The sequence below is a fragment of the Phaeobacter sp. JH20_08 genome, from assembly GCF_048056635.1.
GTDB classification, from domain to species: Bacteria; Pseudomonadota; Alphaproteobacteria; order Rhodobacterales; family Rhodobacteraceae; genus Phaeobacter; species Phaeobacter bryozoorum.
The window spans coordinates 333,641-357,726 of record NZ_JAYMVV010000018.1 but is presented as its reverse complement, the minus strand read 5'-3'; the positions used below and the strand labels follow the sequence as shown (position 1 = coordinate 357,726).

The 24,086-nt window shown below is 59.5% G+C and carries 23 protein-coding genes; 12 read left to right on the top strand and 11 right to left on the bottom strand.

All coding sequences use genetic code 11. From position 1 onward, the window contains the following. The first annotated feature begins 2 nt into the window (after positions 1 to 2). The 7 genes from VWY75_RS17255 to phoB all read left to right on the top strand — a co-directional run bounded on the left by VWY75_RS17255 (position 3) and on the right by phoB (position 7,556). Positions 3 to 1,043 (top strand): sensor histidine kinase, encoded by a 1,041-nt coding sequence (locus VWY75_RS17255; RefSeq protein ID WP_340545577.1) that lies wholly within the window; start codon positions 3 to 5, stop codon positions 1,041 to 1,043. Between the two features lie 223 nt (positions 1,044 to 1,266). After that, positions 1,267 to 2,322, top strand: coding sequence for a substrate-binding domain-containing protein (locus VWY75_RS17250; protein WP_340545576.1), 1,056 nt, complete (start codon positions 1,267 to 1,269; stop codon positions 2,320 to 2,322). A 144-nt stretch (positions 2,323 to 2,466) separates the two neighbouring features. Beyond that, positions 2,467 to 3,945 carry a phosphate ABC transporter permease subunit PstC gene (gene pstC, locus VWY75_RS17245; RefSeq protein WP_340545575.1) on the top strand — a complete coding sequence of 493 codons (1,479 nt, stop codon included), beginning with the start codon at positions 2,467 to 2,469 and terminating at the stop codon, positions 3,943 to 3,945. Continuing rightward, a complete protein-coding gene (gene pstA / locus VWY75_RS17240; protein WP_416534937.1) occupies positions 3,945 to 5,324 on the top strand; it encodes a phosphate ABC transporter permease PstA in 1,380 nt (459 codons plus the stop codon). The genes pstC and pstA overlap by 1 nt, the downstream gene beginning before the upstream one ends. Positions 5,325 to 5,338: 14 nt before the next feature. Next, the gene (gene pstB / locus VWY75_RS17235; RefSeq protein ID WP_061049311.1) at positions 5,339 to 6,136 is read left to right on the top strand and encodes a phosphate ABC transporter ATP-binding protein PstB; all 798 of its coding nucleotides are present in this window, start codon (positions 5,339 to 5,341) and stop codon (positions 6,134 to 6,136) included. A gap of 17 nt (positions 6,137 to 6,153) precedes the next feature. After that, positions 6,154 to 6,864 (top strand): phosphate signaling complex protein PhoU, encoded by a 711-nt coding sequence (gene phoU, locus VWY75_RS17230; protein WP_061049310.1) that lies wholly within the window; start codon positions 6,154 to 6,156, stop codon positions 6,862 to 6,864. Between the two features lie 2 nt (positions 6,865 to 6,866). Continuing rightward, positions 6,867 to 7,556: a phosphate regulon transcriptional regulator PhoB gene (gene phoB, locus VWY75_RS17225; protein ID WP_061049309.1), complete on the top strand. Its 690-nt coding sequence runs from the start codon at positions 6,867 to 6,869 to the stop codon at positions 7,554 to 7,556. A gap of 74 nt (positions 7,557 to 7,630) precedes the next feature. Here phoB and VWY75_RS17220 read toward each other — a convergent pair whose 3' ends face one another. Beyond that, positions 7,631 to 8,542: a LysR substrate-binding domain-containing protein gene (locus tag VWY75_RS17220; RefSeq protein ID WP_061049308.1), complete on the bottom strand. Its 912-nt coding sequence runs from the start codon at positions 8,540 to 8,542 to the stop codon at positions 7,631 to 7,633. A gap of 102 nt (positions 8,543 to 8,644) precedes the next feature. Here VWY75_RS17220 and VWY75_RS17215 point away from each other — a divergent pair, with 102 nt between their 5' ends. Beyond that, positions 8,645 to 9,865, top strand: a complete 1,221-nt coding sequence (locus VWY75_RS17215; protein WP_340545573.1) for an acyl-CoA dehydrogenase — start codon at positions 8,645 to 8,647, stop codon at positions 9,863 to 9,865. Between the two features lie 753 nt (positions 9,866 to 10,618). Then, positions 10,619 to 11,395 carry an SDR family oxidoreductase gene (locus VWY75_RS17210; RefSeq protein WP_416539162.1) on the top strand — a complete coding sequence of 259 codons (777 nt, stop codon included), beginning with the start codon at positions 10,619 to 10,621 and terminating at the stop codon, positions 11,393 to 11,395. Between the two features lie 8 nt (positions 11,396 to 11,403). Here the strand turns inward: VWY75_RS17210 and VWY75_RS17205 are convergent, their stop codons facing one another. The 6 genes from VWY75_RS17205 to VWY75_RS17180 form a co-directional block, all read right to left on the bottom strand. Continuing rightward, entirely contained in the window at positions 11,404 to 12,270 is an 867-nt protein-coding gene (locus VWY75_RS17205; RefSeq protein WP_340545571.1) for an acyl-CoA thioesterase, read from the bottom strand. Between the two features lie 78 nt (positions 12,271 to 12,348). After that, entirely contained in the window at positions 12,349 to 13,560 is a 1,212-nt protein-coding gene (locus tag VWY75_RS17200; RefSeq protein ID WP_416538749.1) for a serine hydrolase domain-containing protein, read from the bottom strand. A 31-nt stretch (positions 13,561 to 13,591) separates the two neighbouring features. Next, positions 13,592 to 14,344: an enoyl-CoA hydratase/isomerase family protein gene (locus tag VWY75_RS17195; RefSeq protein WP_340545569.1), complete on the bottom strand. Its 753-nt coding sequence runs from the start codon at positions 14,342 to 14,344 to the stop codon at positions 13,592 to 13,594. A 143-nt stretch (positions 14,345 to 14,487) separates the two neighbouring features. Further along, positions 14,488 to 15,282: an IclR family transcriptional regulator gene (locus VWY75_RS17190; protein WP_340545568.1), complete on the bottom strand. Its 795-nt coding sequence runs from the start codon at positions 15,280 to 15,282 to the stop codon at positions 14,488 to 14,490. A gap of 24 nt (positions 15,283 to 15,306) precedes the next feature. Continuing rightward, positions 15,307 to 16,296 carry a phosphotransferase family protein gene (locus VWY75_RS17185; protein ID WP_416539161.1) on the bottom strand — a complete coding sequence of 330 codons (990 nt, stop codon included), beginning with the start codon at positions 16,294 to 16,296 and terminating at the stop codon, positions 15,307 to 15,309. Between the two features lie 92 nt (positions 16,297 to 16,388). Continuing rightward, entirely contained in the window at positions 16,389 to 17,375 is a 987-nt protein-coding gene (locus VWY75_RS17180; protein WP_416538748.1) for an NAD(P)H-dependent flavin oxidoreductase, read from the bottom strand. Positions 17,376 to 17,575: 200 nt separating this feature from the next. Here VWY75_RS17180 and VWY75_RS17175 point away from each other — a divergent pair, with 200 nt between their 5' ends. From VWY75_RS17175 to VWY75_RS17165, 3 genes are all read left to right on the top strand, one after another. Continuing rightward, positions 17,576 to 18,577 carry an NADPH:quinone oxidoreductase family protein gene (locus VWY75_RS17175; RefSeq protein WP_340545566.1) on the top strand — a complete coding sequence of 334 codons (1,002 nt, stop codon included), beginning with the start codon at positions 17,576 to 17,578 and terminating at the stop codon, positions 18,575 to 18,577. 264 nt (positions 18,578 to 18,841) lie between these two features. Continuing rightward, positions 18,842 to 19,291: a type II 3-dehydroquinate dehydratase gene (gene aroQ, locus VWY75_RS17170; RefSeq protein ID WP_416538747.1), complete on the top strand. Its 450-nt coding sequence runs from the start codon at positions 18,842 to 18,844 to the stop codon at positions 19,289 to 19,291. Then, positions 19,288 to 20,043 carry a helix-turn-helix transcriptional regulator gene (locus VWY75_RS17165; RefSeq protein WP_416534941.1) on the top strand — a complete coding sequence of 252 codons (756 nt, stop codon included), beginning with the start codon at positions 19,288 to 19,290 and terminating at the stop codon, positions 20,041 to 20,043. Before aroQ ends, VWY75_RS17165 begins: the two co-directional genes overlap by 4 nt. A 493-nt stretch (positions 20,044 to 20,536) precedes the next feature. Here the strand turns inward: VWY75_RS17165 and tsf are convergent, their stop codons facing one another. From tsf to VWY75_RS17145, 4 genes are all read right to left on the bottom strand, one after another. Continuing rightward, on the bottom strand, positions 20,537 to 21,412 hold the full coding sequence (tsf, locus tag VWY75_RS17160) for a translation elongation factor Ts (protein WP_340545563.1): 876 nt from the start codon (positions 21,410 to 21,412) through the stop codon (positions 20,537 to 20,539). Positions 21,413 to 21,491: 79 nt separating this feature from the next. After that, positions 21,492 to 22,265, bottom strand: a complete 774-nt coding sequence (rpsB, locus tag VWY75_RS17155) for a 30S ribosomal protein S2 (RefSeq protein ID WP_340545562.1) — start codon at positions 22,263 to 22,265, stop codon at positions 21,492 to 21,494. A gap of 188 nt (positions 22,266 to 22,453) precedes the next feature. Next, positions 22,454 to 23,299: a lysophospholipid acyltransferase family protein gene (locus VWY75_RS17150; protein ID WP_416538746.1), complete on the bottom strand. Its 846-nt coding sequence runs from the start codon at positions 23,297 to 23,299 to the stop codon at positions 22,454 to 22,456. After that, entirely contained in the window at positions 23,296 to 24,057 is a 762-nt protein-coding gene (locus VWY75_RS17145; RefSeq protein WP_340546318.1) for a GNAT family N-acetyltransferase, read from the bottom strand. The genes VWY75_RS17150 and VWY75_RS17145 overlap by 4 nt, the downstream gene beginning before the upstream one ends. Positions 24,058 to 24,086 lie beyond the last annotated feature (29 nt).

Genomic DNA, 24,086 nt, shown 5'->3' with positions numbered 1-24,086 from the left:
ACATGACTGACGATCTGATTAACGGTTTCATGGAGGCCATCCCCTTGCCAGCTGTGCTGGTCGATCAAAGCGAAAGGTTCATCGCCGCAAATGCGGCGGCGACCACGCTGCTGGGCGCCAATCTGGTCGGGCGCCATTTCGCCACCATCCTGCGCCAGCCCAATGTGGCCACGGCGATCGAAAGCTGCCTTTACGACCGCAGCGCCAAAACCGCGCGTCACCTGTCCAATGATGGCGCACAGGACACCACGTTTGAGGTGGCCCTGCGCTATGTGCCGGGCATCGGCGCCGTGAATGGCGGTGCGGCGCTGATCAGCCTCACGGATATCACCGAGCGCGAGCAGGCGAGCCAGATGCGGCGTGATTTTGTCGCCAATGTCAGCCATGAACTGCGTACGCCGCTCACTGCGCTTATGGGGTTTATCGAAACGCTGCGCGGCCCTGCACGCGATGATGCTGCGGCACGGGATCGGTTTTTGCAGATCATGCAGGATGAAGCCAATCGGATGAACCGGCTGGTTGGTGATCTTCTGTCGCTGAACCGGGTCGAAAGCGAGGAGCGGGTGCGCCCGCGCGAACAACTGGATCTGGGCGCTCATCTGGCCTCGACCCTGAAATCGCTGGAGCCGGTTGCAGAGGCCGCCGAGGTGCAGCTGACGCTCGACATACCGGAGACGCCAACCGCCGTTACCGGCGATCCAGACCAGTTGCAGCAGGTCTTCACCAATCTGGTTGAGAACGCGATCAAATATGGCGGCGATCACGTCACGCTGCGGTTGCGGACCCGTGATCGTGATCCAGCGGTCCGCGCCGCTGCTGTCAGGGTCGAGGTAATCGACAACGGCAGCGGGATCGACCCCGTGCATCTGCCGCGCCTGACCGAACGGTTCTACAGGGTGGATACCCACCGATCCCGAGAGCAGGGCGGCACCGGGCTGGGGCTGGCGATTGTCAAACATATCGTCAACCGCCATCGCGGCCGCCTGCGGGTTGAAAGCAGCGCCGCCACTGGCACCGTCTTTACCGTCATCCTGCCGCGCTGAGCCGGCCACCGGGGTGCCGATGTGGCCTAAGCCGCGCCAACAGCCGCCAGCGATTAACAAAAGCCGGGGCACCCGGAGCGTTTTGTCACAAAAATCCGCCAGAAATCCGGGTTTGTCATACAGCTGTTACATAGCTGTCACAAAAGGCTCACGCGCCGCCCTTAGGTGAGGGCGCAAGATCATCACGGGATGATCCTGAAAATTGACACCCAAGGAGACACAGATGTCCTTTGTGAAACTCACCGCATCCGCCCTGGCCATTTCGGCTGTTTCTGCCACTGCTGCGGCAGCGCGCGATCAGGTTCAGGTTGCCGGTTCTTCGACCGTTCTGCCCTATGCCTCCATCGTGGCCGAAGCCTTCGGCGAGAACTTCGACTTCCCGACACCGGTTGTCGAATCCGGTGGGTCCTCGGCTGGCCTCAAGCGGTTCTGCGAAGGTGTTGGTGAAAACACCATCGACGTGGCCAACGCATCGCGCCGCATCAAGGACAAGGAAATCAAGGCCTGCGCCGAAAACGGCGTGACCGACATCATCGAAGTTCAGATCGGCTATGACGGCATCGTGTTTGCCAATGACATCAAGGGCAACGCCTTTGAATACACGCCGACCGACTGGTTCCTGGCGCTCTCCGACGAAATCCTGGTTGATGGCAAAATGGTCGCCAACCCGAACAAGACCTGGGCCGACGTCAACAGCGCCTTCCCGGCACAGAACATCCAGGCCTTCATCCCCGGCACCAAGCACGGCACCCGTGAAGTCTTCGAAGACAAGGTGATCCTGGCGGGCTGTGAAGCCACCGGCGCATTCGAACACCTGCTGGCCCACGCCGAAGGCGACAGCGACAAGGCCAAGAAGAAAGCCGCCGAGAAAGCCTGCATCTCGCTGCGCACCGATGGTGTGTCGGTGGACATCGACGGCGACTACACCGAGACCCTGGCGCGGATTGAATCCAACAAGGACGGTATCGGTGTCTTTGGCCTGGCCTTCTACGAGAACAACACCGACAAGCTGCAGGTTGCCACCATGTCCGGCGTGGTTCCCACCACCGAGAGCATTGCCGAAGGGGAATACCCGGTATCGCGTCCGCTGTTCTTCTACGTGAAGAAAGCCCATATCGGCGTGATCCCCGGCCTGAAGGAATATGCTGAATTCTTCGTCGCCGATGAAGTTGCCGGTCCCGATGGCCCGCTGGCGGAATACGGTCTGGTTGCCGACCCCGAGCTGAGCAAGACACAAGCCGTGGTTTCCGAAGAAGAGGTCATGGGCGGCAATTCCTGATCGCTCGGCCAGAATGAGACAACGGGCCGGGGCATCTAGGGTTGCCCCGGCCCATTTCACGACCACCAAATGAAATACCCCTGCATGTCGGCGCGTCCGGCGCCGCAGGAGCGGAGTTTCCGCCCCACTCAAACGGAGTAGCTGATGCCGACAGTCTGGCTCGTTATTGCCCTGATCGCCCTTTCAGGGCTGGGCTTTGTGCTTGGGCGCAAGCGTGCGCTTGCTTCGGCCGGGGGCGACGCCAAGGCGTTGCATTCCCTGCCGGCCTACTATGGTCACAACGTGGCCTTCAGCGCGCTGGTGCCTGCCCTTGCCGTGTTGGCGATCTGGACATTGGCGCAGCCCATGGTGATCGAAAATCGCGTCTCGGCGATGATCCCCGCCGAGATGGTGCCGGAGAACTCCACTCTGGGTCTGGTGATGAGCGACGTGCGCCGTCTTGCCGACGGGCTGGATCAGGCGGTGGCGCAGGGGCTGCTCTCGCCGGATGAGGCGCGCAGCCTCGACAGCGGTGAAACGGATATTCGTGCCCGCCTCGGCGACATCGGCGTCGCCCTCGGGTCTGAAGTCCGCCCGGAGGTTCTGAGCGCGGCCCAGAGCTATCGCAGCCAGTCAAACAAAGGCCAGATCATCATGTCGGTGATCGTCGGTCTTCTGGCGATTGTCGGCTTTGCCTGGGCCTATGGCCGCACGCATAAGGATTTCCGCGCCCGCAATGTGGTGGAACAGGGGATCATGGCACTGCTGGTTCTGGCGGCCAGCCTCGCGATCCTGACCACGGTCGGTATCGTTTTCTCGATGCTGTTTGAGAGCATCAACTTCTTTGGCCTTCACGCCTGGTCAGATTTCTTCTTTGGCACCACATGGGCGCCGAATTTCCGCGGCGACAGCGATCTGTCGATCCTGCCGCTGCTGTGGGGCACGCTTTATATCTCTGCAATCGCCCTTGCTGTCGCGGTGCCTGTGGGCCTGTTTGCCGCCATCTACCTCTCAGAATACGCCGGCAGCACCACGCGCGCATTTGCCAAACCGCTGCTGGAAATCCTCGCAGGTATTCCGACCATCGTTTACGGCCTGTTTGCGCTGCTGACGGTTGGTCCGCTGCTGGTCAAAGTCTTTGGCCAAGGTGAGGATGGTCTGCTGGGCGTCGAATGGATGAGTGGTGCGACCTCGGTGCTGACCGCCGGACTGGTGATGGGCATCATGCTGATCCCCTTTGTCTCCTCGCTCTCTGACGACATTATCAACGCAGTGCCGCAGGCGATGCGTGATGGCTCGCTCGGGCTTGGCGCCACCAAATCGGAAACCATCCGCCAGGTGGTCCTGCCGGCGGCGCTGCCGGGCATCGTCGGCGCGGTGCTGCTGGCGGCCTCACGCGCCATTGGCGAGACGATGATCGTCGTGATGGGGGCAGGGGCGATTGCCAAGTTCTCGCTCAACCCGCTGGAATCAATGACCACGATCACCACCCGTATTGTCAGCCAGCTGACGGGTGATACGGATTTTGCCAGCCCCGAAACGCTGGTTGCCTTTGCCCTGGGGCTCACGCTGTTCGTGCTGACCCTCGGCCTGAATGTCCTGGCGCTCTATATCGTGCGCAAATACCGGGAGCAGTACGACTAATGACCGATATCAGCCAAAACACTCCGGGAAACACTCCTGGGCCAAACGCTGGTGCCGAACGGCGCCATGCAGGCTCGCTGTTGCAGCAATCGGATCGCACTCGCAAGCGCAACGCCGCCGAGCGCCGCTTTCGCGGCTATGGCATGGCCGCAATCGCGGTTGGCCTGCTGATGCTCGCTGTGCTGGTGTTCACCATCGTCAGCCGGGGCACCGGTGCCTTTCAACAGACTTTCATCACGCTTGAGGTGGAGCTGCTGGAAAGCAAGCTCGACAAATCCGGCACCCGTGATCTGGAGGCCATCAAGAAGGTGACCACCTTTGGCTACGCGCCGCTGATCAAGAACGCGATGGAAACCAAGGTGGCCGAGCTTGGCATCCAAACCGGTCTCAAGCCCAAGGAACTGGCGGGCCTCCTGTCCAAGGACGCCGCCGCGCAGCTGCGCAGCTTTGTGCTGGCCAACCCCGACCAGATTGGCGAAACGGTTGTGTTCCGCTTCCTCGCCTCCAGCCGTGTCGACGGCTACCTCAAGGGCCGGGTCAGCCGTGACAGCATCGCCAATGACAAGAGTATTTCCTCCGAACAGCTGGATCTGGTCGATGCCTTGGTTGCGGCGGGGATCGTGGCCAAGACCTTTAACCTGGATTTCATCACCGGTGCGGATGCGTCTGACGCGCGCCCCGAAGCCGCGGGCATGGGGGTTGCGATGATGGGGTCGCTGTTCATGATGCTGGTGGTGCTCGCGCTGGCGCTGCCGATTGGCGTCGCCGCGTCGATCTATCTTGAAGAATTTGCACCGAAGAACTGGCTCACCGACGTGATCGAGGTGAATATCTCGAACCTCGCGGCGGTGCCGTCCATCGTGTTCGGTATCCTCGGCCTTGCGGTGTTCATCAACTACATGCACCTGCCGATGTCGGCACCGCTGGTCGGCGGTCTGGTGCTGACGCTGATGACCCTGCCGACGGTGATCATCTCAACCCGCGCCGCATTGAAGGCTGTTCCGCCGTCGATCCGCGACGCGGCGCTGGGAGTGGGGGCCTCGCGGATGCAGGCGGTGTTCCACCATGTGCTGCCGCTGGCGGCACCGGGGATCCTCACCGGCACCATCATCGGGCTGGCGCAGGCCCTTGGCGAGACCGCACCGCTGCTGCTGATCGGCATGGTGGGCTTCATCGCCTCCAACGCGCCAGAAACCATTGCCGACGGCCTGCTGGCGCCAAATTCCGCCATGCCCGCGCAGATCTACGAATGGGCAAAACGTGCCGATCCGGCATTTTACGAACGCGCCTGGGGCGGTATCATCATCCTGTTGATCTTCCTCGTGACCATGAACACAGTGGCCGTGATCCTGCGCCGCCGCTTTGAACGCCGCTGGTAAGAGGGGCAGCCGAAATGAACCAGATGACTGCATTGGACAAAGACGTGCACACAGAAAAAACCAAGATCGCCGCCAAGAATGTGAATGTCTATTACGGCGAGGCCCACGCGATCAAGGACGTGAACGTCGAGATCGAAGACAACACCGTCACCGCCTTTATCGGTCCGTCGGGCTGCGGCAAATCCACGTTCCTGCGCTGCCTGAACCGGATGAACGACACCATCGACATCTGCCGCGTGACCGGTGATATCTCGATCGACGGAGAGGATATCTACGACAATCGCGTCGACCCTGTGCAGCTGCGCGCCAAGGTTGGCATGGTGTTCCAGAAGCCGAACCCGTTCCCCAAGTCGATCTACGACAATGTTGCCTATGGCCCGCGCATTCACGGCCTGGCCGCCAATAAGGCCGAGCTGGACGAGATCGTCGAGAAATCCCTGCGCCGTGGCGCCATCTGGGATGAGGTGAAGGATCGCCTGGATGCGCCCGGCACCGGTCTGTCCGGTGGCCAGCAGCAGCGCCTGTGCATTGCGCGCGCCGTCGCGACGGAGCCGGAAGTGCTCTTGATGGATGAGCCATGTTCGGCGCTGGACCCGATTGCAACCGCCCAGATCGAAGAGCTGATCGACGAGCTGCGCAACAGCTATTCGGTGGTGATCGTCACCCACTCGATGCAGCAGGCCGCGCGCGTCAGCCAGAAAACCGCCTTCTTCCACCTCGGCAACCTGGTGGAGTTTGGCGCGACCGGCCAGATCTTTACCAATCCCGAAGATCCCCGCACCGAAAGCTATATCACCGGCCGCATCGGCTGATCGTGAGGACCAAAGACATGCCAGAGCAACATATCGCATCCGCCTTCGACCGGGATCTGGAAGCCATTCAGGCGCAGATCATGAAAATGGGGGGCCTTGTCGAGGCCGCCATCATGGACGCCGCTCGTGCACTTGAAACCCGCGACGAAGAGCTCGCCCAGCAGGTGCGCAACGGCGACAAGGCCATCGACGGGCTGGAAGAGCTGATCAACGAAGAAGCCGCCCGCGTCATCGCCATCCGCGCGCCTGCTGCGGTCGATCTGCGGCTGGTGCTGTCGGTGATGAAAATCTCCGGCAATCTCGAACGTATCGGCGATTATGCCAAGAACATTGCCAAACGCACCGCCGTTCTGGCGCAGGGGCCCAGCGTCTCTGAGAGCGCCGCCGCCATGCGCCGTATGGCGCGCGAGGTCGAGCTGATGCTGAAGGACGCGCTGGATTCTTACATCCAGCGCGACGTGGAACTGGCGCAGGACGTGATCGCCCGCGACAAAGACGTCGATCAGATGTACAACGCGCTGTTCCGCGAATTCCTCACCTTCATGATGGAAGACCCGCGCAACATCACCCCCTGTATGCACCTGCATTTTATCGCCAAGAACGTCGAGCGCATGGGCGATCATGTCACCTCGATTGCCGAACAGGTGGTCTATCTGGTGACCGGCGACAAGCCTGAGGATGACCGGCAGAAAGCCGACACAACATCCTCTGTGCCGCAGGAGGTCTGACCATGGCTGCCGACCAACCCACCGTTCTGGTGGTCGAGGACGAATTGGCCCAACGCGAGGTTCTTTCCTATAATCTTGAGGCCGACGGGTTTCGTGTGCTGCGCGCCGAACATGGCGAAGAGGCGCTGCTGGTTGTCGAAGAGGACATGCCCGATATCATCGTGCTCGATTGGATGATGCCCAATCTCAGCGGCATCGAAGTCTGCCGTCGGCTGAAGTCGCGCCCCGAAACCCGGAACATTCCGATCATCATGCTGTCGGCCCGTTCGGAAGAGGTCGACAAGGTGCGCGGGCTGGAAACCGGCGCCGATGATTACGTGGTGAAGCCCTATTCGGTGATCGAACTGATGGCCCGCGTGCGCACGCAGTTGCGGCGGGTGCGCCCCTCGACCGTCGGGGTGCGGCTGGAATTTGACGATATCGTGCTGGACGCCGAGACTCATAAGGTCAGCCGGGCCGAGGCGCCGCTCAAACTTGGCCCGACCGAGTTTCGCCTGCTCTCAACCTTCATGGAGAAACCGGGCCGGGTCTGGAGCCGCGAGCAGCTCTTGGACCGGGTCTGGGGGCGCGATATCTATGTCGATACACGCACCGTCGATGTCCATATCGGCCGGCTGCGCAAGGCGCTGACCCAACACGGCGGATCTGACCCGGTGCGGACGGTCCGTGGCGCGGGCTACGCGTTAGGGTAGCAATATAACTACTTGAAAAATATGCGGCTTACGGGATTGCTCGGGGCCGCGCTTCGCTGGATTGATCAGCCGATCTATCGCGGCAACGGGTCTTCCGGCTGCGCCTGACCAGCCAGCCAGTTGCGGAACTTGATCAGGGCGGGATCCTTTGACCGGGCCTCTGGCCAGACCAGATAATAGGCGCCCTTGCTCTCGGTTGCTGTCGGGTAGAGCGCCACCAGACGGCCCGTTGCGAGATCCTGCTCCACCAGATAATCCGGCATCAAAGCCACCCCAAGCCCATGCAGTGCAGCCTGGGTAATGGTTGCGAATTGGTCATACATGGTACCGGATAATCCATCCTTCAACGCGATATCATGGGTCTCAAACCATTGCTGCCAGGCCTTTGGACGGGTCTGGATATGCAGCAGGGGCAGGGCGGTGATATCTCCCGCGGTCTCGATCTGCCGACCGTTCAGAAGCTCCGGCGCGCAGACTGGCAACATCTGTTCGTGCTTCAGCAGCAGCGCGTCAGTTCCGGGCCAGTCAGCAGTGCCAAAATGTATCGCCGCATCAAAGCCTTCGCTGACGAAATTAAACGGTTCAAGCCGGGTCGACATATTGATGGTCACATCCGGGTGCAGCCGCGCGAATTCCGGCAGGCGCGGCATCAGCCAGCGCATCCCAAAGGCCGGCAGAATGGCCAGGTTGAGCGTGCCGGCCAACGGCGCGGCCTGAACCCGCAACGTCGATTGCGCGATTTGATTGAGCGCCTGACGTATTTCGGCGGCGTAAGTCTGCGCTTCTGCCGAGAGCATGAGCCGCTTCTGGTCCCGCCGCACCAGATCCACGCCCAATTGTCGTTCCAGCGCCTGCAGTTGGCGGCTGACAGCGCCTTGCGTCAGAGCCAATTCATCCGCCGCGGCAGAGGCGCTGCCCAGACGGTCCAGCGCTTCCAGCGCGCGCAGCGCGGCAATTGAGGGGAGAAAGCGTCTCGGCGTGGCCATGTATGAGCTTTTGTAATGTTTGCTTGTGGTTCTGTCGCTGTCATTCCTCTTACCGCAAGGTTAAGGTCGGCGGCAAGTTTTGGATCAGGAAGGTGATGACAAATGACCGAAAAACCCGCATTGCGCGCCAAAGATGCCCCGGATCTCGGCCAGTTCAACTGGGAAGACCCGCTGCGTCTGGATGATCAGCTGGGCGAAGATGAACGCATGATCGCAGCTTCCGCGCGGTCGTATGCTCAGGAAAAACTTCAACCTCGGGTTCTAAGTGCCTATGAAAACGAGGAAACCGATCCCGAGATCTTCCGCGAGATGGGCGAGATGGGTCTGCTCGGCACCACCATTCCGGAACAATACGGCGGCCTTGGTGCAGGCTATGTCTCCTACGGTCTGGTTGCACGCGAGGTCGAGCGCGTTGACAGCGGTTACCGCTCGATGATGTCGGTGCAAAGCTCGCTGGTGATGTATCCCATTTACGCATATGGCAGCGAAGAACAGCGCCAGAAATACCTGCCCAAACTCTCCTCCGGTGAGTGGATCGGTTGCTTTGGCCTGACCGAACCCGATGCGGGCTCGGATCCCGCCGGCATGAAAACCCGGGCCGAGAAAACCGATGGCGGGTATCGTTTGACCGGGTCCAAGATGTGGATTTCCAACGCGCCCATCGCCGATGTCTTTGTGGTCTGGGCCAAGTCCGAGGCCCACGGCGGCAAGATCCGCGGATTTGTTCTGGAAAAGGGTATGAAGGGGCTTTCAGCTCCCAAGATCGCCAACAAGGCGTCGCTGCGCGCGTCGATCACCGGCGAAATCGTCATGGATGGCGTCGAGGTCGGCGACGACGCGCTGCTGCCGCATGTCGAGGGGCTGAAAGGTCCGTTCGGTTGTCTGAACCGCGCGCGCTACGGCATCAGCTGGGGGGCGATGGGTGCGGCAGAGGCCTGCTGGCACGCCGCCCGTCAATACGGTCTGGATCGCAAGCAGTTTGGCCGCCCGCTGGCCAACACCCAGTTGTTCCAGCTGAAACTCGCCAATATGCAGACCGAAATCACCCTTGGGCTCCAGGCCTCATTGCGGGTTGGCCGCCTGATGGACGAAGCCAATGCAGCGCCAGAGATGATTTCCATCGTCAAGCGCAACAACTGCGGCAAGGCGCTTGAGATCGCCCGCAACGCCCGCGACATGCACGGTGGCAATGGCATCAGCCTCGAGTTCGGCGTCATCCGACATATGGTGAACCTCGAAACGGTGAATACCTATGAGGGCACACATGACGTCCATGCCCTGATCCTGGGCCGCGCCCAAACCGGTCTGCAGGCGTTTTTCTAAACAGATCGCATAACAAAACGTTTAAAAAGCGCATCGTTGTCTGACAACGGTGCGCTTTTTCGTTAACATCGTAAATCAGAGATGACTGGAGGCACGCGTTAATCAACGCCCAGACACTGATATTTCTGCAAGGCCGATTTGCAAAAACGCAAATCATGGACATCGCTTTATCCGCGCAAAGATTCTGACCGCTCTTTGCTGGACGAGCATCCCTCTGTCGCACGCCGAAAGGTTAAAGGGAAAGACGTGACAAATCCGGTCTTTCGTTGCAAAACACACGGCTCCGCGCGCGAGTGGGTTAACGCGTTCATGAAGCGGTGCAGTCAAGAGCGACCAGGCGGGTGCGGGCACCGAGATTTTTGCACAGGGGTGTTGCAATGGGTACTAACCGTCATCGACCTGCGCCGCTGCAAAACACCAATGCCAGATCAGGGCAAAATCCGTCTGGCGGCGGGTTAATCCCATTGCTGACATGCAAACCCGGGCCAGCGTAACCTTCGATGGCCAGGCCAATCCTACAAAGCGTCCATGAAGTTCTGCATATTGGCAGGCGCAAATCTGCCAGATGGATCAACTTCCATGAACAAGCGGTAAAATCAGAATACCCGTGGTGTACGACGGGTGGTAGGACCGACACGTATTGCCTGTAATCAGTATTATGTATAATTTATATGATGCAGCGTCACTGTTGCAGGCTTGGCCGCAACATCGAACAGTTGCACAGCATATGTTCCAACGACAGCTGAGGCCCAAATGGATTTGCAATGCAAAACGATTGTTATCACAGGCGCCGCTACAGGTATCGGGCGGGCTTTGGCGCTGACGATCGCCAAGCACGGCCCACGGCACATCATCTGTGCCGATATTGATGGCGTCAGTGCCCAGCATACTGCCGATGATGTTGGTGGCAGCGCCTTTGCCGTGGATGTCGGATCAGACCAGGCCATGGCGCAGATGATCGAGGCGATCGAGCGTGATATCGGCCCGATTGATGTTTTCTGTTCGAACGCCGGAATTCTCAGGATCGGCGGCCTCGAGACCTCCCTTGCGGATTGGCAGCGCAGCTGGGATGTAAACGTAATGGCGCATGTTTCCGCCGCCCGCCATCTCGTGCCACGTATGCTCGAACGTGGCGGCGGTTATTTCCTGAATGTCGCCTCGGCGGCCGGCTTGCTGAACCAGATCGGCGCCGCCAGCTACGGGGTTACCAAACATGCCGCCGTGGGGTTTTCAGAATGGCTGGCGATCACCCATGGCGACCAAGGGATCGGTGTTTCCGTCGTTTGTCCGCAAGCGGTGAAAACTGCCATGACCGAAGGATTGGAACATAGCGCTGCGGCTGTAGACGGTATGATCACCGCCGAGGACGTCGCAAAGATCTGCGTAGAAGCCATTGAGAACGAAACATTTCTCGTGCTTCCACACCCAAGGGTGGCAAGCTACATCCAGGCCAAGGCCGCCGATACTGGACGCTGGATCACCGGTATGCAGCGGTTGCGCGACAAGTTCGACGCCCCGAACTCAGAATAATGGCTGCATCAGGATTTGGCGATGGGCCGCATCAGACCTTCCTGAGCGACGCTCGCCACCAAACGGCCATCCTGCGTGAAGATAGATCCGCGATTGAAGCCGCGGCCGCCTCCGGCAAAGGGCGAATCCATCGTATAGAGATGCCAGTCGTCGAATTTCACCGGTCCATGGAACCACATCGCGTGATCGAGACTGGCCGTCATCGCCTGTCCCTTTACAAAACTCAGACCATGCGGACGCAGCGCCGAGCCCAGCAAACCATAGTCAGAGACATAGGCCATCAGCACATGTTGCAGCTGCGGGCTGGCGTCCTTGGCGGCTTTCATCCTGACCCACATATGGTTGATATCACTGCATTTACCGGGATTGATTGGATCGCGCGGCTCAACATCGCGGATTTCGAACGGGCGTTCTCGGGAAAATTCTACGCGCAGTCGGCCATCCAGCGTTTCGGCTAGCTCACGTAGCAACACGTCACGAGATACCAGCGCATCGGGGGCCTTTACCTCCGGGATCTCATGCTGATGTTCCCAGCCCGGTTCATCAATGTGAAAGGACGCCGCGAGATTCAGGATCTGCTTGCCATTCTGCAAGGCGGTGACCCGCCGGGTGGTAAAGCTGCCGCCATCCCGCGCCGGATCCACCGCGTAAATCACCGGCTTTGACGGATCTCCCGGACGGATGAAATATGCGTGCAGCGAATGGCACAGACGATCCGGCACTGTCGCATAAGCGGCCATCAGAGCCTGAGCGATAACCTGACCACCGTAAATCCGGGTCGGCGTCTCACCACCGGATCCAATTCCGCGATAGAGGTTGCGGTCCAGTTCCTCAAGATCGAGGAGATTGAGCAAAATTTCAGCTGCGTCAGGCATTTGTTACGTCCTGTTGATCTTTGCGCGGGTCATCGGCTGTGCGTCACCCTGCCCTCATGGCGTGGCCGACAGGCAGGATTAGCCCGTTATCGCTCCGTGAACCAGCGCCTTTAGCTCAGCGCGTGCCGGATAGGAGCTGGATGGTGCCAGCTGTGTAAAAAACACGACACTCAGATCCAGCAGCGGGTCAACCCAGAAGAACGTCGACGCCATACCGCCCCAGCTGAAATCGCCCACCGATCCTGGACATCGCGCCCGCGCCGGATCAAGCACAACAGCGCCGCCGAGACCAAAGCCCATCCCCTCCATCGGCTGTTCCGCAAAGCTCTGCGGTCCCATCGACGCAATATCGCCTGGAAGGTGGTTTTGGCACATGAAATCAATGATTTGTGGACTGATCAGATGGTGTTTCCCCAACTGCCCACGCAACCGGATCAACTCAACAAAGCGCATATAGTCGTCAATCGTACTGAGCAGGCCGCCGCCGCCCGAGTGCATCTCGGTCCGGCCAAACGGCGTATCGACGTAGCAATCAATCAGCCGCAGGCTTTCGTCTCCCTGCTCTGCACCATTCAAATCCATGGCGTCGCCACTCAGCGGAGAATATAATGAAGCCAGATGGTTACCGGTTTCCGCTAAGGTGTGAAATGCGGTCTGATCCATGCCAAGCGGGTCAAATATCTCACGCTTGAGGAACGCCGCAAGGCTGTCACCGGTTACAACCTCAATCACCCGGCCAATCACGTCAATGCCAACCGAGTATTCCCAGCGTTTTCCGGGTTCAAAAGCAAGCGGAAGCGAGGCCAGTTCCGTGACCTTCGTCGCAAGAAGCCCCTGATCCGGTTTGAACATCAGATCTGTTTTCGACATTTCTTCTGCCAGCAGGCCCGGATTGAACGGGTAGCTCAATCCGCTGGTATGGGTCAGCAGCTCATGCAGCGTGGGCGCGCGGCAGGGCTGTGTCTGGTCAATATCGGTCGCGCCCTCAATAAGACAGTGCATATCAATGAATTCAGGAAGAAATTCCGACACCGGCGCATCCAGATGTAACAGGCCGCGTTCCAGCAGCAGCAGCAATGCAAGCGAGGTGACCGGTTTCGTCATGGAATAGATCCGTGTCACCGTATCGCGGGTGAATGGCAGATCTTCGGCGATATTGCGATGACCAACCGCGTAGAAATAGCATTCTTCGCCGCCGCGGTTGATCAGCAGCGAACTGCCGGCATATTTGCGGTGATCGACATAGCGATGCTGCCATCTTCTGATGTTTTCTAGCCGCGCGGCATCCATGGGGGCTCCTGTCGTCAGATATCGGTAAGGTTCAGCCGATGAGCCTGGTCATCGCTGGCACAGTTTCACTGGTAAACCAGGGGGTATCATCCGATTCCGCTGCCATCGCCGCCTTGATCCTGGCGATCGTCTCGCCTCGGAGCTGCTGCTTGATCGCGCCGTAGGTTCCGGCGGGCAAGTCCGCCAGTGTCCGTGCTTCCTTCAGCGCGTATCCGAGCAGATCTTCGGCATCATCGGCAATGATATCAACGATATCGAAGTTGCGGGCTGCGATTGGCCCAATGGTCTGCCCGGTCAGCATCAAACGCCGCTGAATATTGGGGCTGAGGGTTGCCCGGGCGATCTCCAGCGGCGCCACGGGAAAATCCACTCCGGCCTGCACTTCTGCAAGACCAAACTTGGATTTAACCAGGGCTACACGTACATCACTGCAAAGGACAAAGAACAAGCCACCGGCAATCGCCGCACCATTAACAGCCGCAACCACCGGCTTGGGACAGGCGTAAAGCGCGAGGAACGCCTCGTTCAGCCCATCCACAGCAGCCCGCTGACCTGCCAGATCGAAATCCTTCGCGGCTTTCAGATCGAGGCCTGCCGAGAACACCTTGAACGCGCTGGTCAACAGGATCGCACGGACGGAAGGGTCCTCTCCGAATTCTTTGATTACATTGGCGAAATCCATCAGGAACTCGGGCGACAACGCATTGACCGGGGCCCGTGATAGTTTGAGTTCGACAACCCCGTCCCCATGTGACTGCCGGAACAACCAGTCGCTCTGTGTCATCTCTGCCTCTTCCCTTTGGGCTGGCGATCTGCTGCCAGCTGTTTGCGATATCATGCGTGGTTTGCTGACTGAGGTCGAGTATTTTGACCTACGTAAAACCACGCATAAAGCTATATCGCCCCCGCTTTGGCAAAGGGTTACCGCTAGGGGCGCATGCTTAGGGTTTCGGCAGCAGAAATCAGCTGATCGGCGTAGCGCTGTTCCAGAACGGCGCGGCTTACGTGAAAGGACGGTCCACCGACATTCAGCCCGTAGACCCGTGTCCCGTTCAGCGAGACAACCGGCACCGCGATACCGTTCACATCCTCGCGCCAATCGCCATAGCCGGTGCAAAAGCCCCGTGCCGCATATTCCTCCTGCGCGCGACCCAGACAATCCTGCCGCGCCTGTTTTCCCTCAGGGTCAAGCGCGTCGGCGATCTTCAGGCTCTCCGTCCGCTGATCGGGTGACATGCCGGCCAGAATGGCGCGGCCAACGGCCGAGAAAAACAACGGCAGACGCATCCCGACATGTGCCGCAAGCGAGACATCCTCGCGCGAGCGATGCACCGCGATATAGATGACGTCAGCATGATGTGCTTCGCCTAATGCGCTGGTAATATAGGAATTTTCTCCATTCCTCAGATCCCGCAGGATTTGCGAGGCACGGTCGCTGATATCCATTCCCGCCAGCACGCCATAGCCCAGACGCAGAACCCCTGCCCCCAACCGATACGTCCCCGACTGCGGATCCTGCACGAGGTAGCCCAATTGGCACAGGGTATAGGTCAGCCGCGATACGGTCGGCTTTGGCAGGCCTGTGCGGTCGGCCAGATCAGTGTTGGTCAGCTCCAGCTCATTGCGCCGAAACGCGCGCAGCACATCCAACCCCCGCGCCAAGGCGGTGACAAAATTGCGGTCTTTCTCCGCATCCGCTGACGCTGTGTGGTTGCTGTCCATGCCCTGTCCCCTTGGCCGCTTGGCCTAGTCAAAACTACGCGTCAACGCGGCGAGCCCGGCGCGCGCAAACTCCGGCACAAATGCGCCCAGTCGCGCTGCATGTTCGGGGTTTGACGCATTGCCATCAAGCCCTCTTTTGCGCACACCCTGCAGGATCGCAGCCATCCGAAAGAAGCTGAAGGAGAGATAATAGCCAAAGTTATCAACTCCGGGCAAATCTCTGCGTTTACAATAGCTTGCAATAAAGGCTTTATCTGATGGCAGACCAAGCTCGCGCCGGTCAAGCCCGGCCAGTCCGCGCCCCTCGCGGCCGGGTGGCATCTGCCACTGCATGATGACCCCGGCGAGATCTGCATAGGGGTGGCCGATCGTCGACAGCTCCCAGTCGAGCACCGCACGACAGTTGGTTCCCTCTGCAGCAAAGATCATATTGTCGATGCGGTAATCACCGTGCACCAATCCGCGCTGCCCATCATCCGCAGGCATCTGCGCATCCAGCGCGGCGATCAGATCATCCATTTCGGTAATGGTTTCAACCTCGCTGGCGCGATACTGCTTGCTCCACCGCGCCAGCTGACGCGTGAAGTAATTGCCCTCGGGCCCGTAGTCGCACAGACCGACAGCGGTGACATCAACCCCGTGTAGCGCCGCCAGAACGCGGCTCATTTCATCCATCACCGCGCCGCGCTCGGTCGGCGACAGATCCGGCAGTGACGGATCTGAGAAATTCCGCCCAACCACATGTTCCATCAGGTAAAAAGGCGATCCGATGACGCTATCATCCTCGCAGAGATGATGCATCATGGCGACCGGCACTTCGGTGTTGCGCAAGGCGGTCTGAACACGAAACTCACGCTCGACCGCATGGGCAGATTTCAGCAGCACACCGGGTGGTTTACGCCGCAGCACATATTGCCCCGCATCGGTCGACACCAGATAGGTGGGATTGGACTGGCCGTTCTGGAATTTGCGGGCTGTGATCGGCCCGTCAAAGCCCGGCAGCCGTCCGCGCATGTAATGCTCGATAGCGCGCAAATCCAGCGCCGCTGCGCCTTGTTCACGATCAGAGCCGCTGCGGTCTTTGCCGTTTGAACTGCCGCGTCCCATTATACGTCTCCGATTGTGGTAAACTCTGCCGCCAGCGCTCTGCCCGCGGCCTCGTAATCGGCGGCGATCTCCGCAACCAATGTGGCGACCGGCTGCACCTCTGTGACCGCCCCGATACCTTGACCGGATCCCCAGATCTCCTTCCAGGCCTTGGGCTTGGATGACCCACCGGCGAAATTCATCGCCGTCGCATCAGCGCTGGCCAGATTGTCGGGATCAAGCCCCGCCTTCTGAATGGAACCACGCAGATAGTTACCAGAAACACCTGTAAACAATGAGGAATAGACGATATCATCGGCACTGCTGTCGACGATCATCTGCTTGTACGCCTGCTGCGCATTGGCTTCCTCAGTGGCGATAAAAGGTGACCCGGCATAGCCAAAATCGGCCCCCAGCGCCCGGGCCGCCAGCAGAGAGCGGCCATTGGCGATTGCTCCCGACAGCGCAAGGGGGCCGTGAAACCAGCTGCGGATTTCGCTGATCAGCGCCAGCGGCGACAGCTGCCCGGCATGGCCGCCTGCCCCTGCGGCAACCGCGATCAGACCATCTGCGCCCTTCTCGATGGCCTTATGGGCAAAGCGATTGTTGATCACATCATGCAGCACGATGCCGCCGCAATCGTGAGCCACCTCATTCACCTCTGGTCGCGCCCCCAGTGATGTGATCCACAGCGGCACCTTCCAGCGATGACAGATCTCAAGATCACGCTCCAGCCTGGTATTTGACCGGTGAACAATCTGATTGACCGCAAAGGGTGCCGCCGGATGATCCGGGTTGTCCTGGTTATGGCGGTCCAGCGCCTCGGTGATCTGTTTCAACCAGGCTTCCAGAAGCGGCGGCTCGCCCTCAGCCTCACGCGCGTTCAGCGCCGGGAAGGATCCAACGATTCCGGCCTTGCATTGGGCAATGACGAGGTCGGGTACGGATATGATGAACAGCGGCGCGCCGATCAACGGCAGCCCAAGCCCCTGCAGGGCTTTGGGCATAGGCTGCCCACCCTGGGTGAGGTGATTTTTCTTCATTTCCAGCCCCTTATCCAGCAGAATTCAGGCCGCTTTCCGGTTGGAAAACAGATCGTTTGCAGAGCAGAATTGCATTTCGCAATTTCATTGACAACGCAAGATCTGCACAGAAGACTTGACGTCACACCGGCCAGGGTTCGGCCACCATGACAGGATAATCACTCATGCATGCGATGCTCTCCACCGCTCCAGGCGGCCCCGAAACCCTGCAGTGGAGCGCACAGGACGATCCCGTCCCCGGCCCCAGGGATGTGCTTGTGGCGATCCATGCCGCCAGCGTGAACTATCCTGATACTCTGATGATACAGGACCTCTATCAGATCAAACCACCGCGTCCCTTTGCACCGGGCGGTGAAATCGCGGGCGAGGTTATCGCCCTTGGCAAGGACGTCGATAATCTGAACATCGGCGACCGGGTTCTGGCGCTGACGGGATATGGCGGGTTTGCCACCCATATCTGCGTCCCTGCCGCCAGCGCCATCAAGATTCCCGATCAGATGCCCTATCTCGATGCGGCTGGTTTTGTCTTTACCTACGGCACATCTCATCACGCGTTGAAAGAACGGGCCCAGCTGCAACCGGGAGAGACCGTGCTGGTGCTGGGCGCCGCTGGCGGGGTTGGCTCTGCCGCAATCGAACTCGCCAAGGCCGCAGGGGCGCGTGTCATCGCTGCGGTATCCTCCGCCGAGAAGGCGGCCTTCTGCGAGAAGATCGGCGCGGATGCGACGGTGATCTACGGCCATGCGCCCGACAAGGAGGACCAGATTGCCTTTGGAAAGAACCTCAAGGCGATGGCGGGGAAAACCGGGATCGATGTGGTCTATGATGCGGTCGGCGGCCCCTATGCCGAACCGGCGCTTCGCGCGATGGCCTGGCAGGGCCGCTATCTGGTTGTCGGTTTTGCCGCCGGCATCGCGAAAATGCCGATGAACCTGCCGCTCCTGAAAGGATGCCAGATCGTCGGCGTATTCTGGGGCGCCGCCGTTCAGCGGGCGCCAGAGCAGCATCGCACCAATGTCGGTGAGCTGTTTGAGCTCTATTGCAAAGGTGACATTCGACCGCGCATCCACGCGCAGTATCCGATGACCGAAGCCGCTGCTGCCCTGACAGAAATGCAAAACAGAAGCGTTCTGGGCAAGATCATCCTGACAAACACGCCAGATTGACACTGCTCGTCTAGAGGATAACGTTAGCGATAGCTCGGTTGCATATTATTCTAAAATATATATCAATATGAGCGAATTACGGCGGAGCGGCCGCAGCGCTGATGGGCTGGCCAACCGATCCTGCGCCTGTCACTTGGGCCAGCCAACGACGCGCCGGCAGGGCTGGAGACTGGCGGCCATCCCGACGAGTCCGCACCATGGCAAATGTCCTCTATTGGGCGGAAGACGGGCAATCGGGGCATCACAGAGTTATTGGATATCGACATGCACAACATCCTGGTTTTGAACGGCCCCAACCTGAACCTGTTGGGAACGCGCCAGCCTGAGGTTTACGGGCATGAAACGCTGGCGATGGTTGAACAACGCTGCATCGACCATGGCGCGACACTCGGGCTTTCGGTGAAGTGCGAGCAGTCCAATCACGAAGGCGCGCTGCTTGATGCGCTGCACGGGGCCCGCGGCAGCTACGCCGGGATCATCCTCAATGCAGGCGCCTACACCCATACCTCCATCGCGCTGATGGATGCGATTTTTTCCATCGCCCTGCCGGTGGTTGAAGTTCACCTGTCAAACATCCATGCACGCGAGGAATTTCGCCATCGCTCCTATATCGCGCGCGCCGCGCTTGGACAGATCTGCGGATTTGGGTCACAGGGCTATCTGATGGCACTTGATGCGCTCAACAGCCATTTGAATCAGGAAAAACCGGGATGAAGCTGCGTGCCTACATAGACTTTCTATGCGGGGCGCGGACGCTTGAGGAGCTTTGGCTGGAACACGTCAAACAGATGCAGGCCTTTCGTTTTGACCGGCTGATCTATGGCTATACGCGTCACAAGACCAAAACCTCGCTCGGTGACCCCGAAGATTTCGTGATCCTGTCCAATCACTGCACCGAATATGTGAAAGGCTTCGTAAACTCCGGCCTCTATTTCGACGCGCCGATGTTGCAATGGGCGCTGAACAACGAAGGGGCCGGCAGCTGGCGCATGGTGCAGGAGCAGATGGCAAATCAATGCCTGACACCACAGGCGCAGAAAGTGATCGATTTCAATACGGCTATGGGGGTAAAGGCAGGCTACACCGTCAGCTTCTATTCGGCCTCTCAGCGGTTCAAGGGCGCGATATCTTTGGCGGCGGAGGAAACCCTCAGCCAGGATGAGGTCGATGAGATCTGGGCAACGCATGGGCATGATATCGTTCTGATGAACAATGTCGCGCATCTGAAGATCCTCACGATGCCTTATGACCCGCCAAACCGCAGCCTGACAAAACGCCAGAGAGAAGCGTTGGAATGGGTTGGTGACGGCAAGACCACTCAGGATATAGCGGTTCTGATGGGGCTGACGCCTGCGACCGTCGAAAAACACCTGCGCCTGGCACGCGAGGCACTGGCCGTTGAGACAACAGCCCATGCGGTACTCAAAGCGGCACTTCACAATCAGATGTATATTATGGAGAACTGATAATCCCTATAATATTTATTGGATATTACAGCTGATATTCAGAGAGTTTCTTCCAATTTTCGCAATCTATCTGCAATTGGGTATGGAATTCATTACTTCCCCAATAGGAGAACTACAGGCACACTTACCATGTTCCGTGAGTGGGGCTTTGGCCTGGGACGGCGCAGGGCATGACCCTTGGGATTGCAAGGCTCTCTAACCTGTCCGGTAGCTGCGCGTATTGTTCCGCGCCAGCGCCGGGATATTCTGAGGGGCTTGTTGCGGCCATTCGATGTCTTTCCTGACATGGGCGCGCGACAGGCCCCTCACCCTCTTCCGACCGTATGACTGCCAATATGATATGCGCCATGGGCTTTGCCATCTGGGCGCTGCTGACGCGCCCTGCCCCTGATCGCCGCGCCTCTCACATTGCGTTGTCACAAAGGAAAAGGCCGACGAAACGCGTTCGTCGGCCTTTAATTGTCTTACGATCGGGCGTTAGCCCGCGTCGGGCTTAGCCCTGGGCTGCCTTAGCAACCTCAGCTGCGAAGTCTTCTTTTTCGACTTCGATGCCTTCGCCGACTTCCAGACGTACGAAACCGGTGATGGTAGCGCCTGCTTCCTTGGCCGCTTCTTCAACGGTCAGGTCAGGGTTCACAACGAACTGCTGGTTCAGCAGGGTCGATTCAGCCACGAATTTCTTCATGCGGCCGACGATCATCTTCTCGATCACCTGCTCCGGCTTGCCGGATTCGCGGGCGATGTCCATCTGGACCTGCTTTTCTTTCTCAACAACAGAGGCGTCCAGCTCCGCTTCGCTCAGCGCGGCGGGGTTCACAGCTGCGATGTGCATCGCAATCTGCTTGCCGATCGCTTCGTCGCCGCCGTTCATGGCAACCAATACGCCGATCTTGCCCATGCCTGCGGTCGCAGCGTTGTGCACATAGGACACAACGGTTTCACCTTCGAGAGAGGCCATACGGCGCACGGCCATGTTCTCACCGATGGTGGCGATCTTGTCGGTCAGGGTTTCGGCAACGGTTTTGCCGCCCATGTCCGCCGCCAGCAGCGCGTCGACATCGGCTGCGTTCACTGCGGTCTTGGCAATGCCGGACACCATTTCCTGGAACTCGGCGTTTTTGCCGACAAAGTCGGTTTCCGAGTTCACTTCGACGGCAACACCTTTGTTGCCTTCGACGACCACGGCGACCAGGCCTTCTGCGGCGGTACGGCCGGATTTCTTGGCCGCTTTTGCCAGACCCTTGGTGCGCAGCCAGTCAACGGCGGCTTCCATGTCGCCATTGGTTTCGGTCAGCGCCTTCTTGGCGTCCATCATGCCTGCGCCGGTGCTGTCGCGCAGTTCCTTAACCATGGATGCAGTAATTGCCATCTTAGGCTCTCCTCAATTCAAAAACGGATATGGGGCAGGTGATAGCCTGCCCCGCATGTCAACTCCGTGACAGGACGGATCAGGCGTCAGCGGCGGCGTCTTCAGCAACGGCTTCTTCTGCCGGTGCCTCTTCCAGGGCGCCAAGATCAACGCCTGCGGCGCCGAGCTGTGCGGACATGCCGTCCAGAGCAGCGCGGGCAACCAGATCGCAGTAGAGAGCGATGGCGCGGGCCGCGTCGTCGTTGCCGGGGATGATGTAGTCAACACCATCGGGCGAGCAGTTGGTGTCGACGATGGCCACAACCGGGATACCCAGCTTGTTGGCTTCGGCGATGGCCAGCGCTTCTTTTTTCACGTCGATGACGAACAGCAGGTCAGGAACGCCACCCATCTCGCGGATACCACCGAGCGAGGCTTCCAGCTTCAGCTGGTCACGCTCCATGCCCAGACGCTCTTTCTTGGTCAGGCCTTCGGCGCCGGACGCCATTTTCTCGTCGATTTCCTTCAGGCGGTTGATCGACTGGGAAACGGTTTTCCAGTTGGTCAGCGTGCCACCGAGCCAGCGGTGGTTCATGAAGTACTGAGCGGATTTCTCAGCTGCGTCTGCGATCGGCTGAGCCGCCTGACGCTTGGTGCCGACGAACAGGATCCGGCCGCCCTTGGCGACGGTGTCGCGGACAGCGTTCAGAGCTGCGTCCAGCATGGGAACGGTCTGGGTCAGGTCCAGAATGTGGATGCCGTTGCGTGCGCCATAGATGAAGGGCGACATGCGCGGGTTCCAGCGCTGGGTTTGGTGACCAAAGTGTACGCCTGCCTCAAGCAGCTGACGCATGGAGAACTCGGGAAGAGCCATGTATCTTTTCCTTTTCCGGTTTCGTGCCTCGGCGGGGGTCTCAGAGCGGATGCTCCAACCGGCGGTCTGCCAGGGATGTCTCCCCCGGTCAGGCCAATCCCCACCTGCGGATTGAATGGCGCGCGTATATGCCAGCGCTGAAGGATGCGCAAGGGCAAAAGACATATCTGCGCCCTGCCCCGGCCATTTCAGCGCGCGCCCTGCCCAATGCGCTGCCGAAGCGCGGTATGTCCGGCGCTGACCTCGGCTTCGCAGGCGGTCGCAAGGGCCTTGCGATCGACGAAATCGGACACCCGCAGCGGAGTATGATAGTGCAGCACCACCTCGCCCTGACGCAGCGACGCCATTGTTTTCAGCAGATGTGAGCCGAAATCCATGTCTCCCCACCAACCATAAAACCGCGGATCCTCTCCATTTGGCGGGTAGAACACCACAGAAACCGGCTGGATCGAGATCATATCGCGCAGCTCGGGGTGAAAGAACGCCGCAAAAAGCGTTGTCTTGAACGGCAGCACACGCAGCCCGTCGGTCGATGTCCCTTCGGGAAAGAACAGCAGCTTGTGCCCCAGCAGCAGGCGCTGCTGGAACAATGCCGTCTGCTGGCGCGCTTCCCTTGCGTCGCGTTTGATGAACACCGTGCCCGTGGCCCGTGCCAGCCAGCCAATACCCGGCCATGAGGCAACCTCCGCCTTGGAGACGAAATAGATCCGCTTGCGGGCGTTCAGAGCAAAAATATCCAGCCATGACGTATGGTTGGCGACCACTGCGCCGCGTTGCGTCATCAATGAGCCTTCAGTGCGGAACCCGATGCCCAGAATACGAAAGGCATTGCGGCAGACACATTGCGTGATGAACGGCGTCACCGGCCGGCTGAGACCACAAAGCGGCCGTTCGATCAGGCGCACCAGCAGCAGCACCAGCAAGCCGCCAAAGACCAGCGTGCCCAGACATAGGCCGCGACCGAGGATCAACACCCATCCAATGGCGCTGATCTTGATCGGAGGCGGCGCGTCCTCTCCCTCCCAGGTGGTCATGGCTCGCTGCGCCCTGCCTCGTAGATCCGTCGCTGACGCGCGTTCATGCGTGCAGTGTCCAGCACAAGACAGATATCGGTGGTGTTGAAATCATGGTCGATATAGGCGCCATCGCCCACGCAGCCGCCAAGCCGCAGGTAGGCCTTGATCAGCGCCGGCGTGTCCAGCATGGCGCGGCGACGGTCCAGATCGCCTGCCGGGATCAGGTCCATGGATTGGTAGCTGCGCGAAACCGGCCGCAGGTCTTCCGGCGCGAGATGGTTGTGGTGCAGCGATGACAGCGCATTGGCCAGCGGCGCAACCTCCGTCCCATGAAAACTGGCAACACCAAACAGCACCTCGATCTCATGCTCGGCCACATAGGCTGACAGCGCGGACCAAAGGTGAAACATCGCGGTTCCGCCCCGATAATCCGGGTGCAGGCAGGAACGCCCCAATTCCAAAAGCTTACGACCCGAAGCTCTCAGTTTAGAGAGGTCATATTCATCCTCGGAATAGAATTGCCCGGCCAAAAGCGCCTGATCGCCACGCAGCACCCGGTAGACGCCAACCACCGCATCGCGCGTCTGGTCCCAGAGCAACAGATGGTCGAAGAACGCATCGAAACGATCCTGCTCCAGCCCTGCCTCGTGATCCACCAGCGCGCCGCCCCCGCCAAGCTCACTGACAAAAACGTCGTATCTGAGCGCCTGCGCCGCGCGTAAATCCGCCGATGTCTGTGCCAGTTTGACCTGAAATGCAGGAGAACTGCCGCCCATGAGCTTGCTCATCAATGGTTTGCCTTGCG

What these genes read in the sequence shown, in the direction of transcription:
- VWY75_RS17255 (WP_340545577.1), top strand. Translation starts at nt 3, where the DNA reads ATGACTGACGATCTGATTAACGGTTTCATGGAGGCCATCCCCTTGCCA.
- VWY75_RS17250 (WP_340545576.1), top strand. Translation starts at nt 1,267, where the DNA reads ATGTCCTTTGTGAAACTCACCGCATCCGCCCTGGCCATTTCGGCTGTT.
- pstC (WP_340545575.1), top strand. Translation starts at nt 2,467, where the DNA reads ATGCCGACAGTCTGGCTCGTTATTGCCCTGATCGCCCTTTCAGGGCTG.
- pstA (WP_416534937.1), top strand. Translation starts at nt 3,945, where the DNA reads ATGACCGATATCAGCCAAAACACTCCGGGAAACACTCCTGGGCCAAAC.
- pstB (WP_061049311.1), top strand. Translation starts at nt 5,339, where the DNA reads ATGAACCAGATGACTGCATTGGACAAAGACGTGCACACAGAAAAAACC.
- phoU (WP_061049310.1), top strand. Translation starts at nt 6,154, where the DNA reads ATGCCAGAGCAACATATCGCATCCGCCTTCGACCGGGATCTGGAAGCC.
- phoB (WP_061049309.1), top strand. Translation starts at nt 6,867, where the DNA reads ATGGCTGCCGACCAACCCACCGTTCTGGTGGTCGAGGACGAATTGGCC.
- VWY75_RS17220 (WP_061049308.1), bottom strand. Translation starts at nt 8,542, where the DNA reads ATGGCCACGCCGAGACGCTTTCTCCCCTCAATTGCCGCGCTGCGCGCG.
- VWY75_RS17215 (WP_340545573.1), top strand. Translation starts at nt 8,645, where the DNA reads ATGACCGAAAAACCCGCATTGCGCGCCAAAGATGCCCCGGATCTCGGC.
- VWY75_RS17210 (WP_416539162.1), top strand. Translation starts at nt 10,619, where the DNA reads ATGGATTTGCAATGCAAAACGATTGTTATCACAGGCGCCGCTACAGGT.
- VWY75_RS17205 (WP_340545571.1), bottom strand. Translation starts at nt 12,270, where the DNA reads ATGCCTGACGCAGCTGAAATTTTGCTCAATCTCCTCGATCTTGAGGAA.
- VWY75_RS17200 (WP_416538749.1), bottom strand. Translation starts at nt 13,560, where the DNA reads ATGGATGCCGCGCGGCTAGAAAACATCAGAAGATGGCAGCATCGCTAT.
- VWY75_RS17195 (WP_340545569.1), bottom strand. Translation starts at nt 14,344, where the DNA reads ATGACACAGAGCGACTGGTTGTTCCGGCAGTCACATGGGGACGGGGTT.
- VWY75_RS17190 (WP_340545568.1), bottom strand. Translation starts at nt 15,282, where the DNA reads ATGGACAGCAACCACACAGCGTCAGCGGATGCGGAGAAAGACCGCAAT.
- VWY75_RS17185 (WP_416539161.1), bottom strand. Translation starts at nt 16,296, where the DNA reads ATGCGCGGACGGCTGCCGGGCTTTGACGGGCCGATCACAGCCCGCAAA.
- VWY75_RS17180 (WP_416538748.1), bottom strand. Translation starts at nt 17,375, where the DNA reads ATGCCCAAAGCCCTGCAGGGGCTTGGGCTGCCGTTGATCGGCGCGCCG.
- VWY75_RS17175 (WP_340545566.1), top strand. Translation starts at nt 17,576, where the DNA reads ATGCATGCGATGCTCTCCACCGCTCCAGGCGGCCCCGAAACCCTGCAG.
- aroQ (WP_416538747.1), top strand. Translation starts at nt 18,842, where the DNA reads ATGCACAACATCCTGGTTTTGAACGGCCCCAACCTGAACCTGTTGGGA.
- VWY75_RS17165 (WP_416534941.1), top strand. Translation starts at nt 19,288, where the DNA reads ATGAAGCTGCGTGCCTACATAGACTTTCTATGCGGGGCGCGGACGCTT.
- tsf (WP_340545563.1), bottom strand. Translation starts at nt 21,412, where the DNA reads ATGGCAATTACTGCATCCATGGTTAAGGAACTGCGCGACAGCACCGGC.
- rpsB (WP_340545562.1), bottom strand. Translation starts at nt 22,265, where the DNA reads ATGGCTCTTCCCGAGTTCTCCATGCGTCAGCTGCTTGAGGCAGGCGTA.
- VWY75_RS17150 (WP_416538746.1), bottom strand. Translation starts at nt 23,299, where the DNA reads ATGACCACCTGGGAGGGAGAGGACGCGCCGCCTCCGATCAAGATCAGC.
- VWY75_RS17145 (WP_340546318.1), bottom strand. Translation starts at nt 24,057, where the DNA reads ATGGGCGGCAGTTCTCCTGCATTTCAGGTCAAACTGGCACAGACATCG.